A 14752-nucleotide genomic window follows, 5' to 3' on the forward strand; every position below is an offset into this window, starting at 1 on the left:
TGAATGGCCACAAATAAAAATGCCACAATAAGGTATCAAGCATTAGACCGTTGTTTTAGAAATCCAGGTCGAAAATTTTACATCGAAGATTTAATTGACGCTTGCAATGAAGCTTTATTAGATGTTGATCCAAAATCAAGTGGAATTAAAAGACGTCAGATATACGATGATATTAAATTCATGCAAGATTCAAAAGGGTTTGATGCTCCAATCGAATCATTTAAGGCTGGAAGAAAAGCATATTATCGATATGCTGATATAAACTTTTCGATAAACAGCCAACCATTAAATGAACAAGAGGCTCAGCAATTAAAAGAATCATTAATTACTCTTACCCGTTTTAAGGGGATGCCACAGTTTGAGTGGATAGAGGAATTGAAAGCGAGGCTGGAAGATAGCTTTAAATTATCAAGCCAGGATAATGTAATTTCTTTCGAAGAGAACCCCTTCTTAACCGGAAAGGAGTATATAGGCGATTTATATAATGCAATTACAAATAAACAAGCTTTATCAATAGTATACCGATCATTTAAGAGTGATGAAGATGAAATTGTTATTTTTCATTCCTACTATTTAAAACAATATAATAATAGGTGGTTCGTATGTGGTTTAAATGAGAACGCTAATAGGATTGAAAATAGAGCTTTAGATAGAATTGTTTTAATTAATGAGAGTAAATCTAAATATATTCAGAATGATAATATAGATTTTGGAGAATACTTTTCCGATGTTGTTGGAGTAACAGTTGAATCAGGAGAGGAGCCTCAAAAAGTTTTATTAAAAATTGAACCTAGCTTACTTCCATATATCATAACAAAGCCTCTCCACGAATCACAAGTTTCTTTGAAAGGGCAGGCACGAGTTATCCAATTAAAAGTTCAACTGAATTATGAGCTTGAATCTCTTATTTTATCATTTGGAGAGAAGGTTGAGGTACTTGAGCCGACTGGATTGAGAAATAGAATTAGAACAAGGGTTGAATCCTTAATTGAAAAGTATGTATAAGTTATGCGGAATAGTTGCACACATGTGTATCACCTTTGTAGCATCAAAAATGAACAAGAATTAATTAACCTTTAAATTTGATTAAGATGACTACTTGGGATAAACAGTTTTGGAGCTACCTGGATTATTTAAGACATACAACAAGAATTGAAGAAATTTCGGACTTAATTCTATCATTAAGTTACCTTAAGTACTTAAATGACAATCCAAGCAAGTATGAATTAGATGAAAGTGCTAAGTGGGAATTATTTACTTATGAAACTTCTTTTGGTCCAATTTTAAAAAAAGTTCAGCGTGCATTTGAAACATTAGAGTACTGTCATCCTTCTTTGGATAATACATTTTCTAATTTAGATATTCGATATGATAATTACTTTCTTTCAGAACCAAGACACACAAGAGAGTTAATAGAGCAAATTTCAAGATTTGATTTTAGCTTTGGTAAGGACTTTAGTGAATATTTTGATGATTTACTATTTTATTTTAATAGCAGCTATGGGAAGCGTGGTGCAGGAGAAATCCAACCTAAGGAACTAACTCATTTAATGCATTCATTAATTCCTAATACTGAAAATCAATCGATATATAACCCGTTTGCAGGTTATGCCTCTTTTGGCCTGAATATTCCTAAAGGCACACAATATGTTGGAGAAGAAATTAATGAAAGAACTGCAGCAATCGCACGACTCCGCTTAGCAATTGACTACTCATATAAATCAGAGCTGAATTCAAATGACTGTATTCGGTTTGCAGATAAGGGCTCTGAAAGGAAGTTCACTACAATTATATTTAATCCGCCATTTAACCCACATTGCAGCTAAATTGGCGGAGATTCTTGTTTTGTAGCCACTTGCGATTTTTTTATTTTCATTTTGTGTACTACAGATTTTTTTCGGGTAAAGGGAGCATATTTGTATTTCAGAGCATCATATAATTGTTTTACTTTTTCGTTAGGCTCAGAGCAACGTCTTATTGAAATAGTTTGATCCTCTACGTTTTGAGCAGTTGTTGTAACCGCCTTTTGTGTATTCATTATGCGGACGATTTCTTTCCATCCATGGTTTATCCCTTTACTTTTTAGTTGATACCTGATTGTATTCACTACCCAATATGCCAACAACCCAAGGTGCAGATGAGCCATTGTACTTGAATCGGTTTTGTGATAAATTGGGCGTAAATCAAGATCGGTTTTTAAAACTCGAAAAGAAGCTTCAATCTCCCGGATGGTATTGTAAAAACTCCATAAAACATCTTCATCATAGTTTTCAAGTGAAGTGCGCAGAAAATATATTCCACTACGAGCATTGATTTCAATGTTTTCTTTTACAGACCATTCTATTGACGAGGCAAGTGGATGCTTTTGTGTCTTCTTGCCCCTTGTACCTTTTTCTTCCGCAAGGGCATTGACTTCAATATTATAATATCTTTGTATCGATGGGTATTTCTGCTTTAACCGACCTATGCGTTCATGAACTTTATCCAAGCGTTTTACGCCTCCTTTTTTGCTCAGGCTTTCGTTAATTTTTCGAAGTCCTTCTTCGAACCTAGCTTGGAACTGCTCGTTCATCGAACGCTCCTTCAGCTTTTTTGCTTCGCTTTTTACTTTGAGGTAATAATCATTGTTTCTTTCTGATTTAACCCGGCACAATTCAATTTTACGTTTTTTATTATCGTAAACTGATACCGTTTTTGCATTTGCATCAATAGTGTATTTAGTAAGGTTTACACGGCTTACGCACAAATAATCATATCCTTTTGAGGCAATCATTTTCAGGTTGTCATCCGTGGCTATCCCCGCATCGATTACCACCAATGCTTTTTTTGATGATGTGGATGTTTTTACCCGAAGATTGTTGATCATGCCTTCAAGTGTTTTTGAATCGGCCATATTACCTTCAAGTATGGATGAATATTTTATAAACCCTTCTACATTTATCACCAAGGCAAGCACCACCAACTTTGCATCGCTCCGTTTCTCCTTGCTCCGGCCAAATTTCGCTATACTGCTGTGTTCTTTTCGTCCTTCAAAATAAGTATTGGTAAGATCGTACAATACGATTTTGTCCTTAATGTCGAATAGTTCGTTGGTTCTGACAGAAAGGTGGTTTTCCAAAGCTTCTTTTACTTCATATAATTTATTGGAAATCCGATACAGCTTATCTTTAGTAACTTTTCCTATGTCGGTTCCCGTAATTTCGCATACCGATGAGTTTTCTTTTATCCATTTACTTGTTTTAAGTTCGGATGCAGGATATACGGCTCGGCTAATAAGATGTGTTTTTGCCAGATTTATATCGTGGTCGCTCCATCCTTGTTTTTCAAGAAAGCCTCCAAACTGGAGTTGTTCCAATGCCTGGTGGCACATCCACTCTGAACCAATTTCGCGGACATCTTTATTTTTGATGCTATTGACATCAATATTTTGAATATCCTTGCCTTTGTTTGCCTGTTGTTTTTTGTTTGTTTTTGAAACAATGTCAATTTTTTTCTTAGCTACCAGAATATCGTAAAACTCATCAACATACTTATTTACGAGGCTATCGTCACTTTCTTGATAAGTGAACAAAGGGTTATTGCAGTTTTCGGCCTTTTCTGTGATAAGCTTTTGTATTATAACTAATTGATCTGCATTCAAATCATCTAAGTATCCGGCATTGACCATGGTGCGGTGGCATACCCTACCGTCTTCGTTGCGGTAGCTCTCAACCAATCGATAATAACCAGAGTAAACTCCAGTTTCTGGATTTTTGCGCATGGATACTTTGAAATACATGCCCCAAAGAAACTATCTAATTTATTCAAAATCAATACCCCCTGTGTACTACAAATGGATTTTTGAAAAAGCTACAACTGATAACCAGCTACTTGCAAAATTAAACTGCCCTAAAACGACCGATTTTGCCTGAAAAAAAGCTGAAATTCGTTAAAAACGCTCAAAATGGGTTAATATTAGGTTTAATGAAGAAACCTACCATGATTTGAAGTATGTAAATAGTAATTATTTAATAAAGAATAATGCTAATGCCTACATTATTGGTGAAATGCTCACTAAACTAAGAGATGGTGGGAAAATGATTTTCTTAATGCCAAATGGATTCTTAACTAGTTCACTAGGTCAGGAAGTCAAACTTAAGAAAATGATATTAAAAGATTTCAATCTTGAGTCAATCACATCACTTCCTGGAAACATTGTAAGCAATACGAATATTTCACTGAATCTTATTGTAATAAGTAAGAACAAACCTACTGGAAAAGTGAAAATGGTTGATGGTAGTGAGTGTTTTATACGAAAGAGTTCATCACAGAATATTATTGATGTAGAAGTTGTGTCTCATTTGATTAAAAGTGTAGATTCAAACGAAAAGGTATTAACAATTTCTGAAGAGGATATTAAATTAAATGACTTTAGCTTATTACCTCAGCGCTATCTTGTTGAATCAAGTAGTAAAATTGATTTATCAAATGCTAAGCCACTAGGCGATGTTATTATGTACATCAAGCCTATTAGATATCAGAAAAGTGAGTTTGGGAAAAAGATTGGGATAAAGGATCTGCAAGATAGTCCTGATCAATATACTATTGATTATTCTCAATTAACACAAGAGGAATTACCCAAAGGAGTAGCCAGACTAAACCGCAACTCTCTTTTAGTCGCATCTAAGGGACTCAAATTAAAACCAACTTACATTGGAAATGTAGGTATGGATATTTATTATACACCACAGAATATTTTTGAGTTTAATGTAGAATCAGATAATGTCAATATAGATTACCTGATAGCTGAATTGCATAAGGACTATGTGCAGAAACAATTAGCAAAATTTACTGTTGGTGCTGGCATTCCTTCCATAACAAGAAAACAATTATTATCTATTCGCATTTTTCTACCAAGTATAGATGAACAATTACAGATTGTTGAAAAAGAGAAAACTGAGCGCTTCCAGCAAAAGTTAAAGGAATTGGGGTTTGAGCGAGAAATTGCCCAAATTCGCAAAGAGCAAAAGGAAGACCTGAGCTCAAAAAAGCATAATATTATGCAACACATCAATAATGTGAAATCATCTGCTGATGTGTTGATAGGTTTTATGGAGAAAAATGGAGGCCAATTAAGGGCAAATGATATAATAAATCAACGTAGGGGAGTTACTGTAGAACAACGTTTCAGAAGGTTAGTGGATAGTTTGGAAGATTCAATTTATTACATCAATAACCTTACAAACGAAGTAAGGTTCGGAGAAAAGAAGATAGTAAACCTAAAGAAACTTATAGATTCATGTATCGAAAAAGGTATACAGGGAAAGAATTATGAAGTGTTACCTTTAGAGGTTGATGAGACATCCTTTATCGAATCAAGTAATACCATTGAACCAATCGCTTTTATATCACCTGATGATTTTGAAGAGGTGTATAATAATTTGTTAGAGAATGCAGTAAGGCATGGATTCTTAAAGGATAATAACTTATATAGTTTCCGCATTGAAATGTCGTATGATTCGGATGTTAAACAAATTGTTATCCTATTCTCTAATAATGGCGAGCCTTTACCCAAAGGTATGGCAGATAGGTATGGTATTAAAGGAGAAAAGGCTGGTAAAACAGGTAATAAAGGATATGGTGCTTGGAAAATAAAGCAAATAGCGAATTATTGGGAAGCAGGTTTTGAAGTATTAGATAGTAGTGAAAGTACTAATAAGGTAGCTTTTGAACTTAGGTTAAATGTAGAACAGGAATAAGTTATGGCAGAATATAATGTTTTATGGATTGATGATGAGCCAGATAAGCAAGATGGCTTTTTTGACATCGCAGATATGAAAGATATAATCCTTCATAACTGTAAAACATCACGAGAAGGTATAGAGGAGTTGTCTAAAAAAATAAATTTTTATGATGCCGTTATACTTGATGCGAAGGGATATAATGATTCTGAAGATGAAGTGCCAAAGCTCACAGGTCTTCTTAATTCGATTATTAAAATTGAAAGACTTTCACCTATAAGGAAGATTCCATATTTTATTTTTACTGGACAAAAAGATGTAGTAGATAATACTGATATTATTGAGCTTTTGGAACAATATCCTTTATATCAGAAAGGTGTGCATAACGATAAGTTATTTCAGGATATAAAGGAGGCTGCAAAGCAAAATGAGGAAACTCAAATAAAGCATGAGCATGAAAGGGTATTTGAGGCATTGTCAAAGTATAATGTTATAGAACATTTTGAAGATGATGCGACCGAAACACTTACAAAGATTCTTATCGCCATTAAAAAAGGAGATGTGAATTTTAGTGATAAGGAGCAGTTTACTCAAATTCGACGGATATTAGAAATGATGTTCCGTGTGGCAAATAAAAAAGGACTGCTTCACGATAAATGCATACTAAATAATAAGGTTAATTTATCTGATTCTAGTCTTTTTATGGCAGGTGAAGATACACATCATAGTGATGTGCGTTGTTCTAAAAAACACTTTCCAAAATTAATAGCTGATTTAGTTAAGAATATCCTATTTATTACAGGAAGTGCATCTCATACAGAAGAAGAGGTTGGAGGCGTATCTTCGGTGGATAAACAAAACCTACAGGAATATAGAAATACCTTAAGAACACCATACTTTTTGTTTTCATTAACATTACAGTTGATAGATATTGTTATATGGTTTAATGATTATTGTGACTTAAACCAAGATATTGAGAAGAATAAAAGTTATTGGGAAGATATTCCTTGGATAAATGGTACAGTGACAAATGTGTCAAGAAATAATTGGGGAACATTTCAAGATGAACAAAGAAAATACAACGCAAGCATTCCTAAAGGTTTGATTCTGAAAAATCACCTACGTGTGAATGAAAAAGTGAAGGTGAAGATTAAGAAGGAAAACGAGATTCGGTTTTACACAAAAGAAATTAAAAGAAATTAGTATAAATATGAGCAATAAATTATCTCAATCAACAATAAACAGTACAGTTTGGAAAGCCTGCGACTCTTTTAGAGGAACACTTGACCCTGCAGGTTATAAAGATTATATTTTAACTATGCTTTTCGTGAAATACATCTCCGATGTTCACAAAGAGAAGAAAGCAGAATACAATGAAAAGTATAAGGGTGATGCTGTTCGTATCGAACGTGCTTTAAAACACGAACGTTTTAAAATGCCAGAGGAAAGCTCTTTTGATTTCCTTTACGAGCATCGCAATGCCGATAATTTGGGTGAGTTGATTAATGTTGCTTTAGAAAATATTGAAGAGGAAAACAGAGAAAAACTCGACAAAGTATTCCGAAATATCGACTTTAACTCCGAAGCAAACTTAGGTCAAACCAAAGACCGCAACCGCAGATTAAAGAATGTTTTGAATGATTTCTCAGCATTAGACCTCAGACCATCAAATCTAGAGGGCAATGATGTAATTGGCGATTCTTACGAATACCTGATTGCCAACTTTGCTTCTGATGCCGGTAAAAAAGCGGGTGAGTTTTACACGCCTTCAAGTGTATCAACCTTGTTAGCAAAATTGGTTGAACCGCAAGAAGAAAATCGTATTTACGACCCTACTTGTGGTTCGGGCTCCTTGTTGTTAAAAGCCGCCAGAGAAGTGGGAAGTAACAATTTTTCGTTAAGCGGACAAGAAGTAAACGGAAGCACCTGGGCATTGGCTCGCATGAATATGTTTTTGCATGAACGAGATAATGCCACCATTGAATGGGGCGATACCTTAAACAATCCATTACATAAGGAAAACGACAACCTTAAAAAGTTTGATATTGTAGTAGCCAATCCTCCATTTTCTTTAGATAAATGGGGTGCCGACAATGCATCAAGCGACCAATACGGACGCTTTTGGCGTGGTGTGCCACCAAAGAGCAAAGGTGATTATGCTTTTATATCCCACATGGTTGAATCTTTAAACGAACATGGACGTGCAGGTGTAGTATTACCACACGGTGTACTATTTAGAGGTAGTTCTGAAGGTAAAATTCGTAAAGCACTCATTGAAGAAAACAAACTAAAAGCAGTTATTGGCTTACCTGCCAACCTATTCTTTGGCACCGGTATTCCTGCGTGTATTTTAATCTTCGATAAAAATAAGGGTGATAATACCGATGTACTCTTCATTGATGCCAGTCGTGAATTTGAAAATGGCAAAAACCAAAACAACTTACGTACAATTGATATTCAACGTGTATTCGCAACATACAAACTCTTTGATGGTGAACAAGCCGATTTAAAAGAAGGCAAAGTTTCAATAAATGAAGAAACAGGAAAGTGGGAAAACAAGGAGGACGGGAATTACGAACTCATAACTCAAAATTCAAAATTCATAATTGAGAAGTACTCTTATATAGCTACCAAAGAGGAAATAGCCGAAAACGACTACAACCTCAATATCCCGCGTTATGTAGATACTTTTGAAGAGGAAGAGCCCATTGATATTGCAGCTACTCAACAAGAAATTGCGACCATAAAAACAGAAATGACTGCCGTAGAAGAACAAATGGCTGCTTATTTAAAAGAATTGGGGTACTAATGAGTAGTCTATCTATACAATATTGTTCTGACTTACATTTGGAGTTTCCAGAAAACGAAAAGTTTTTAAAGGATAAACCAATCATTCCAAAGGCAAACATTCTAATCTTGGCTGGTGATATTGTGCCGCTTAAAGTGATGGATAAATTTAATTGGTTTTGGGATAAACTAAGCGAAGATTTTGAACGGGTATATTGGGTGCCAGGCAATCATGAGTATTACCATGGTAACTTAAGTAAGTATAATGGCCGCTTAAGTATGAAAATAAGAAACAACATTAGTCTTGTCAATAATTTTGTGGTTACCGAAAATGGTGTTCGCTTGATATTCTCAACACTCTGGTCACGAATAAAACTCGAAAATAAATGGGTAATTGAAAGGCGTCTAAATGATTTTCACCTAATTAAAAACGGTGAATATACTTTCACATCAGAAAGTTACAATAGATTACACAAAAAAAGCTTAGAGTTTGTAACTGGTGAATTAAAAAAAGCAAAACAGAACAAAGTGGTTGTTTGCAGCCACCATGTACCTACATTTTTAAATTATCCCGAGAAATACAAAGGGGATAGTATTAATGATGCATTTGCAACGGAACTATTTCCTTTAATTGAAGAATATCAACCCGAAGCATGGATATTTGGTCATCATCACTGGAATCATGCTCCTTTTACAATTGGAAAAACACAAATGCTTACGAATCAATTGGGATATGTTAGAAACAATGAACACGAACAGTTTAATGCTTCGGAATTCATAAAAATATAGCGATATCAATTTGCATATAAGTATTATAACAATACATTTGCATTATAACACGCAACTCGTTAATATGCATATAAGATGTTATTATGAAAGAACTAACGGAATATATCACACATGAAATTGGTCTAGAATTTAACATTGACGAACAAAAAGGTCAGTGGAATAAGTCTCTACCAATGTATTTAATTGCAAGCTACAAAATAGATGCAGCGTGGCTAATGGGTGCTGAAGTTGTGTTGGTACACTTAAAGTTCCAAGAAGACCAACCAACGATTGGACAAATGCAAAAGCACATGGAGAGCATTCGTGAGCATATTGGCATGCCGGTTATTCTTATTTTTAATTACATAGAAGCCTTTAAACGTAAAAGATTGGTGCAGCAGCGAATGAATTTTATTGTTCCGTATAAACAATTCTTTATTCCGGAACTAATGATGGCATTCTCCGAAGTAAATCAGACCAAACCAAATGAAGACATCCGTTTTACTCCAATGGCTCAGTTGCTAACTATTTATTGGCTACTGAGTAAAAACGAAGATGAGCAAATTGAACAGGTGCCATTTAATAAAATCGCTAATTTATTCGATACAAATGCAATGGCCATAACGCGTGCTGCGGATAATTTAGCTAACCTTAATATTTGTACCATTCATACAGGCAGACCTAAATGCTTGACTTTTAATCAAAGTAAGCAAAACACATGGTCTATCATAAAAGAACGGCAGCTAGGTATTTATCCGATATTAAAAACAGTATTTACAGACTCTAAGCCTCCTCATGATAAATGGATAAATACAAATACGAATGCACTAACAGCTTTTACTGATATTAATTCTGGGTATCAACAATATTTGGCTCTTGACAAAGCAGCTTATCAAGCGTATAAAAAAACAAATCAATGGCCTCAAGAAAACACAAGTGAAGGAGAATTTGCTACCGAAATATGGAAATATGACCCCACCATATTAAGCAATAGATTCCGATGGTTAAAAAATAATATTGACCCGATATCTCTTTATCTCTGTTTTACAAATGACGAAGACGAACGGATAGAGGATGCTCTTGAACAAATTGAAAAGAAATTTATATGGTTAGAGGAATAGAAACGTTTAAAACATACTTTAAAGACCATGCCGATAAGTATATTATTATTGGTGGCACTGCTTTAGATATACAAATGGAAGATGCTGGGTTTACGCCTCGTGCAACAAAAGACATTGATATAATATTGGTAGTAGAGGCTTTAAATACTGATTTTGTAAAGGCATTTTGGGAGTTTATTAAAGAGGGCAACTACCAACAGAAAGAAAAAGGTGGTGAAAAACGTCAGTACTATCGTTTTGTAAAGCCCGAAAAAGATAATTTTCCCTACCAAATAGAGCTCTTTGCTAAAAATCCCGACATTCTAGATTTAGACGAGGGTACGCACCTTACACCTATACCCGTTGAGGTCGAATTATCGAGCCTTTCTGCCATATTAATGGATGAAGACTATTATAACTTAACACTGGAACAAAGCGAAGTGCAAGATGATGTGCATATAGCCAACCCCAAAGCCTTAATTGCCCTTAAGGCAAAAGCCTTTTTAGACTGGAGCAAACGAAAGGCTGAGGGACACTCCGAATGCGACAAACATATAAAAAAGCACAAAGCAGATATCTTTAGGCTGACCATGTTATTACCAAGCGACGAAACTATTGAAACTCCTGCCAATGTTAAAGCCGACTTACAAAAGGCTGCCAACATGATAGCTGACCAATTACCCGATAAGGCTATTCTTAAAACTATGGGTGCACAGGTACCTCCACTAGAGGTGTTTAAACAATTTAAGCAAATCTTTAACCTTAATTAATGACAAAAGGATATACATATATATTAGAATGCTCTGATGGAAGTTACTATACAGGAAGTACAAAAGATTTAGAGCTTCGCTTGCAACAACACCAAAACGGAGAAGGAGCAAACCACACTAGAAAGCATCTTCCCGTTAAATTGGTATATTTTGAAGAATTCGATAGAATCGATGATGCTTTTTACCGTGAAAAACAAATACAAGGATGGAGTAGAAAAAAGAAAGAGGCTTTGATAAATGGTGACTTCGACAAGCTCAGTCACCTGTCACGAAATTATACTGAATACAGGAAAGCGGCTTCGACAAGCTCAGCCTCCGCATCAGCAACCCGTTCCTATAACACAACCCGCCCCCTGAGCCAAGAAGAGCGCTCCCTGAGCTTGTCGAAGGGAGAAACAAAACAACGCGCTGAGCTTGCCGAAGGCAAAGAGGGCTACAAAAAGACTAAAATTGGGTGGATTCCTGAAGAGTGGGAATTAGTTAAGCTAGGTGAAAAGTTCGAATTCAAGAATGGTATTAATGCAGACAAATCAGCATACGGAACAGGTGTTCGTTTTGTTAATGTAATGGAAGTAGTAAACAATAATTACATTACTCACAATGACATACCAGGTTCCTTAGTGGTAACTAAATCACAATTAATGACCTATAAAGTATCAAGAGGTGATGTATTATTTAATAGAACTTCTGAGATACCAGAGGAAATTGGTCTTACTGCAGTGTATCTTGATGATGCCAACCCTGTTTTTGGCGGTTTTGTAATACGCGGTACAAGTAAAGACAATTCACTTTATGAATTATTTAAGAAAGATTGCTTTAACTCAAGCATATTACGTAAACAAATAATTGTGAGAGGGCAAGGTGCTGTTCGTGCCAATATAGGGCAAAAGGATTTGCAATCTGTTTTACTACCTCTCCCCCCTCTTCCCGAACAACAAAAAATAGCCCAAATCCTATCCACATGGGACAAGGGAATTATGAGTTGTGAGTTATTAATTAGTCTCGGCAAGAAAACTCATGTTTTCAAAAATAGGCGAGTAGAATATCGCTAAACGTGAACTTTATTTTTGTTGATGATGGTGATTTTATGTGTCAAAGCTGAGTTTTATAGCAAAACACCACCCTGCGTATAATATTTTGCCAATTTTGTTGACTATTGGGCATAACTCTTCCATTTGTGTTACGTAAAACACATATATTCAGAACATTACTAGGCTGCCAATTTGTTCTGCTCGTCTGTATTGGAACTATTCCGTGCTCGATAGATTAATTCGGCACCAATCTTTCTTAGATTGTAGGCGCAAACGGCCAAGCCAACATACCTTTTGAAGTTGTGGTATCCGCGATCTGGACAGCGATCTAGTCCTCTGTGCTCCAGCTTATTAATGTTTGATTCGATGGCGCTATGTTTGTTGCGCAGCTTCTTGAAAACGGTTTGACGCTCCTGCTCTGCTTCTTCTTGGTTACATTTGCCTTTCTTGGGAAGCACAAGTTTCTTAACCACTCTCAACAATAATGTTTTATTGTTTTTGTTCCAATACCCCTTATCGAAACTCCAACTTTCTATTGTAAACCGTTTTGATAGTCTTTTTGTTAACTGCGGAACAATCTCTGAATCAGATTCATGATTCATTATCTGGTAATCGACAATTAAATTAAACTGGTCGGTAGTTATTCCTACTTTTTTGCCCAGTTCGATATTCGGACGCATTTTACCTTTGGTCACCCATTCGGTATATTCTTCGAATATGGAAAACATTTTCTCGCTATGGGGTATGGCTTCCCCTTTTATAGTCCGCCTTTCAAGCAAGTTGATATGCTTAACCAATAGCGACATGAAATGTTCGAGCTCTATCACTGTTACCTGATCTGCAATATCTTCGTGTGGAAAGCTGTCTTTTGAATTTTCTAATTTGTTCAGCAAAGCTTTAGCTTTTGCAAGGTACATTCGCGCTGCGGTTCTTATTCTGTCTTGTTTCCCTTTTCCGCCCGATGCGCTTGCCCGACCTAGTGCCCGCATTTTGTTCTTCAAGTCTTTACGCCAGTCATACACCTTGCGCCATCCAGGCAGATCGTGATTTTTCTGAAGCTTGTTGACCATGTCGATGCATTTTCGCGCACAGTCCCATAGCAGGTTGTAGTCAGTCGGGAAGTGAACATTGCTTTCTACAACAAAACTATCGGTTTTTAAGGACAATGCTGCCGCCTCTTTTTTTTAAAATACCTCGTGGCCAAATGCCACAATAACATTGTTGAGTTCTTTTACTGTTTCGTCCGTTAGTAGACCGACATTGTCAATAATACACTGATATCCAATCTTTTGTTTTTCATACCCAAAGCTGCTCTCGATGCCCATTATTTGGCGTATCAATGTATGGTGATTGGCCATGTCGTGTAGATCGTCATAGCTAATATTTTGACAAAGACGCACTTGTGACAAAACAAAGATTTGCCACAGGTCCATTCCGGGACGACCTGTATGTTTCTTTTCCGAGCGTATCGCCTTGTCCAATATCTCAAAGACCTTCTCGTTCCAGTTTGGGTTGGCAAATATTTCTTTTAACGCAGCACATAGTCCGGGTAGAGCCCCACTTCTTTTTGCTGTCGGTATGATCGTTTCTTGAATTGGAAGACTTCCCAGTTTCAATTGTTGTTCGAATCTTTTTCTCATGCTTGAACCTCTTTGTGCTTTAGCTCCGAAATAACCAAATCTAAAACCATTAATAGGTTGAATATCTGCAAAATAACCCAACTACACAAGCTATATTCGCTAAAGATTCAAACAAGTTTTCAACATCAAGAACCAGATTTACAATTGATTATACGTTTTCTTGCAAGGACTAATTAAGAGTTTAAAGCAACGTAAAAAAGGCTTAATGCAACAATTACTTACTGGTAAAACAAGATTAAAAGGTTTTGGTGGTGAGTGGAAGGAATCAAAATTAGAGGAGTATTTTACTCAACGAAATGAAACGAATCAAAAGAAACTACCTTTACTATCTGTCGGTATTAATGGGGTTTATCCACAAGACGAATCTATAAAAAAAGACACTTCCAATACAGACAAATCAAAATATAAGCGAATTTGCGTTGGTGATATTGGGTATAATACTATGCGTATGTGGCAAGGTAGAAGTGCTCTGTCAAGTTTGGAGGGAATTGTAAGTCCTGCTTACACAATAATAACTCCAAAGTATCCACCCCACCAACCCCATGTTTCCTGCCATTCCAATGACTGTTATTTTTGCCTCAAAAAATCATGAAACGCAGAAAATCCTTAAACCGAAGCATGTTTTGAGCATGTGGTTCTACAGCAGGAAAGCGGCCAAACTATAGGAAGTTACGCCAAACAAATTGGAGTAACACGCTCGAAAATGCAATACTGGGTAGGTAAATACAAAGCCCTTGAAAAGACTCAAAAAACAGAAAGCGACACCAGCCTGAAATTTATTGACTTTAACTCATTCGGTCTTCAGAATGCACAGGTTGATTCTTTCGCCTCAACAGAATCTTCGGCAACAACGGCAGTTTCATCGCTACAGGATGAGCGATTGCCGCAAATGAGCCTTACTTTTCCGAACGGCATGAGCCTGAAAATTTACTAGCT

The 14752-nt window shown here is 36.0% G+C and carries 14 protein-coding genes; 11 read left to right on the forward strand and 3 right to left on the reverse strand.

Going from position 1 to position 14752, the window contains the following annotated elements:
• Window positions 1-3: 3 nt before the first annotated feature.
• Both CYTFE_RS0102065 and CYTFE_RS0102070 read left to right on the forward strand, forming a co-directional pair.
• Window positions 4-1005: a helix-turn-helix transcriptional regulator gene (locus CYTFE_RS0102065; protein ID WP_027470446.1), complete on the forward strand. Its 1002-nt coding sequence runs from the start codon at window positions 4-6 to the stop codon at window positions 1003-1005.
• An 86-nt stretch (window positions 1006-1091) separates the two neighbouring features.
• A complete protein-coding gene (locus tag CYTFE_RS0102070; RefSeq protein WP_027470447.1) occupies window positions 1092-1826 on the forward strand; it encodes an N-6 DNA methylase in 735 nt (244 codons plus the stop codon).
• Here CYTFE_RS0102070 and CYTFE_RS0102075 read toward each other — a convergent pair.
• Entirely contained in the window at window positions 1823-3778 is a 1956-nt protein-coding gene (locus CYTFE_RS0102075) for an IS1634 family transposase (protein WP_027470448.1), read from the reverse strand. The two genes, CYTFE_RS0102070 and CYTFE_RS0102075, sit on opposite strands and share 4 nt — an antisense overlap.
• Window positions 3779-3953: 175 nt before the next feature.
• Between CYTFE_RS0102075 and CYTFE_RS0102085 the strand changes: the two genes are divergently transcribed.
• The 7 genes from CYTFE_RS0102085 (at window position 3954) to CYTFE_RS30295 (ending at window position 12197) form a co-directional block, all read left to right on the forward strand.
• The gene (locus tag CYTFE_RS0102085) at window positions 3954-5738 is read left to right on the forward strand and encodes an N-6 DNA methylase (protein WP_262505571.1); all 1785 of its coding nucleotides are present in this window, start codon (window positions 3954-3956) and stop codon (window positions 5736-5738) included.
• Between the two features lie 3 nt (window positions 5739-5741).
• Window positions 5742-6923, forward strand: coding sequence for a hypothetical protein (locus tag CYTFE_RS0102090; RefSeq protein WP_027470450.1), 1182 nt, complete (start codon window positions 5742-5744; stop codon window positions 6921-6923).
• Window positions 6924-6930: 7 nt separating this feature from the next.
• Window positions 6931-8529: a type I restriction-modification system subunit M gene (locus tag CYTFE_RS0102095; protein ID WP_027470451.1), complete on the forward strand. Its 1599-nt coding sequence runs from the start codon at window positions 6931-6933 to the stop codon at window positions 8527-8529.
• Window positions 8529-9296: a metallophosphoesterase gene (locus CYTFE_RS0102100; protein WP_044214299.1), complete on the forward strand. Its 768-nt coding sequence runs from the start codon at window positions 8529-8531 to the stop codon at window positions 9294-9296. Before CYTFE_RS0102095 ends, CYTFE_RS0102100 begins: the two co-directional genes overlap by 1 nt.
• Before the next feature lie 83 nt (window positions 9297-9379).
• Complete coding sequence (locus CYTFE_RS0102105; RefSeq protein ID WP_027470453.1) at window positions 9380-10396, forward strand: hypothetical protein; 1017 nt, start codon at window positions 9380-9382, stop codon at window positions 10394-10396.
• Window positions 10381-11145, forward strand: coding sequence for a nucleotidyl transferase AbiEii/AbiGii toxin family protein (locus CYTFE_RS0102110; RefSeq protein ID WP_027470454.1), 765 nt, complete (start codon window positions 10381-10383; stop codon window positions 11143-11145). Before CYTFE_RS0102105 ends, CYTFE_RS0102110 begins: the two co-directional genes overlap by 16 nt.
• Window positions 11145-12197 carry a GIY-YIG nuclease family protein gene (locus CYTFE_RS30295; RefSeq protein WP_081735885.1) on the forward strand — a complete coding sequence of 351 codons (1053 nt, stop codon included), beginning with the start codon at window positions 11145-11147 and terminating at the stop codon, window positions 12195-12197. Before CYTFE_RS0102110 ends, CYTFE_RS30295 begins: the two co-directional genes overlap by 1 nt.
• Before the next feature lie 158 nt (window positions 12198-12355).
• Here the strand turns inward: CYTFE_RS30295 and CYTFE_RS24610 are convergent, their stop codons facing one another.
• A complete protein-coding gene (locus CYTFE_RS24610; RefSeq protein WP_154665607.1) occupies window positions 12356-13342 on the reverse strand; it encodes a transposase in 987 nt (328 codons plus the stop codon).
• Between the two features lie 18 nt (window positions 13343-13360).
• Entirely contained in the window at window positions 13361-13816 is a 456-nt protein-coding gene (locus CYTFE_RS0102130) for a hypothetical protein (protein ID WP_154665608.1), read from the reverse strand.
• 205 nt (window positions 13817-14021) lie between these two features.
• On the opposite strand from CYTFE_RS0102130, the gene CYTFE_RS28270 reads away from it, so the two are divergent.
• Window positions 14022-14408 (forward strand): hypothetical protein, encoded by a 387-nt coding sequence (locus CYTFE_RS28270; protein WP_052342937.1) that lies wholly within the window; start codon window positions 14022-14024, stop codon window positions 14406-14408.
• 39 nt (window positions 14409-14447) lie between these two features.
• On the forward strand, window positions 14448-14750 hold the full coding sequence (gene tnpA, locus CYTFE_RS0102140; RefSeq protein WP_027470456.1) for an IS66 family insertion sequence element accessory protein TnpA: 303 nt from the start codon (window positions 14448-14450) through the stop codon (window positions 14748-14750).
• The last annotated feature ends 2 nt before the right edge of the window (window positions 14751-14752 follow it).

It is taken from the genome of Saccharicrinis fermentans DSM 9555 = JCM 21142, from assembly GCF_000517085.1.
GTDB classification, from domain to species: Bacteria; Bacteroidota; Bacteroidia; order Bacteroidales; family Marinilabiliaceae; genus Saccharicrinis; species Saccharicrinis fermentans.

What these genes read in the sequence shown, in the direction of transcription:
- CYTFE_RS0102065 (WP_027470446.1), top strand. Translation starts at nt 4, where the DNA reads ATGGCCACAAATAAAAATGCCACAATAAGGTATCAAGCATTAGACCGT.
- CYTFE_RS0102070 (WP_027470447.1), top strand. Translation starts at nt 1,092, where the DNA reads ATGACTACTTGGGATAAACAGTTTTGGAGCTACCTGGATTATTTAAGA.
- CYTFE_RS0102075 (WP_027470448.1), bottom strand. Translation starts at nt 3,778, where the DNA reads ATGTATTTCAAAGTATCCATGCGCAAAAATCCAGAAACTGGAGTTTAC.
- CYTFE_RS0102090 (WP_027470450.1), top strand. Translation starts at nt 5,742, where the DNA reads ATGGCAGAATATAATGTTTTATGGATTGATGATGAGCCAGATAAGCAA.
- CYTFE_RS0102095 (WP_027470451.1), top strand. Translation starts at nt 6,931, where the DNA reads ATGAGCAATAAATTATCTCAATCAACAATAAACAGTACAGTTTGGAAA.
- CYTFE_RS0102100 (WP_044214299.1), top strand. Translation starts at nt 8,529, where the DNA reads ATGAGTAGTCTATCTATACAATATTGTTCTGACTTACATTTGGAGTTT.
- CYTFE_RS0102105 (WP_027470453.1), top strand. Translation starts at nt 9,380, where the DNA reads ATGAAAGAACTAACGGAATATATCACACATGAAATTGGTCTAGAATTT.
- CYTFE_RS0102110 (WP_027470454.1), top strand. Translation starts at nt 10,381, where the DNA reads ATGGTTAGAGGAATAGAAACGTTTAAAACATACTTTAAAGACCATGCC.
- CYTFE_RS30295 (WP_081735885.1), top strand. Translation starts at nt 11,145, where the DNA reads ATGACAAAAGGATATACATATATATTAGAATGCTCTGATGGAAGTTAC.
- CYTFE_RS0102130 (WP_154665608.1), bottom strand. Translation starts at nt 13,816, where the DNA reads ATGAGAAAAAGATTCGAACAACAATTGAAACTGGGAAGTCTTCCAATT.
- CYTFE_RS28270 (WP_052342937.1), top strand. Translation starts at nt 14,022, where the DNA reads ATGCAACAATTACTTACTGGTAAAACAAGATTAAAAGGTTTTGGTGGT.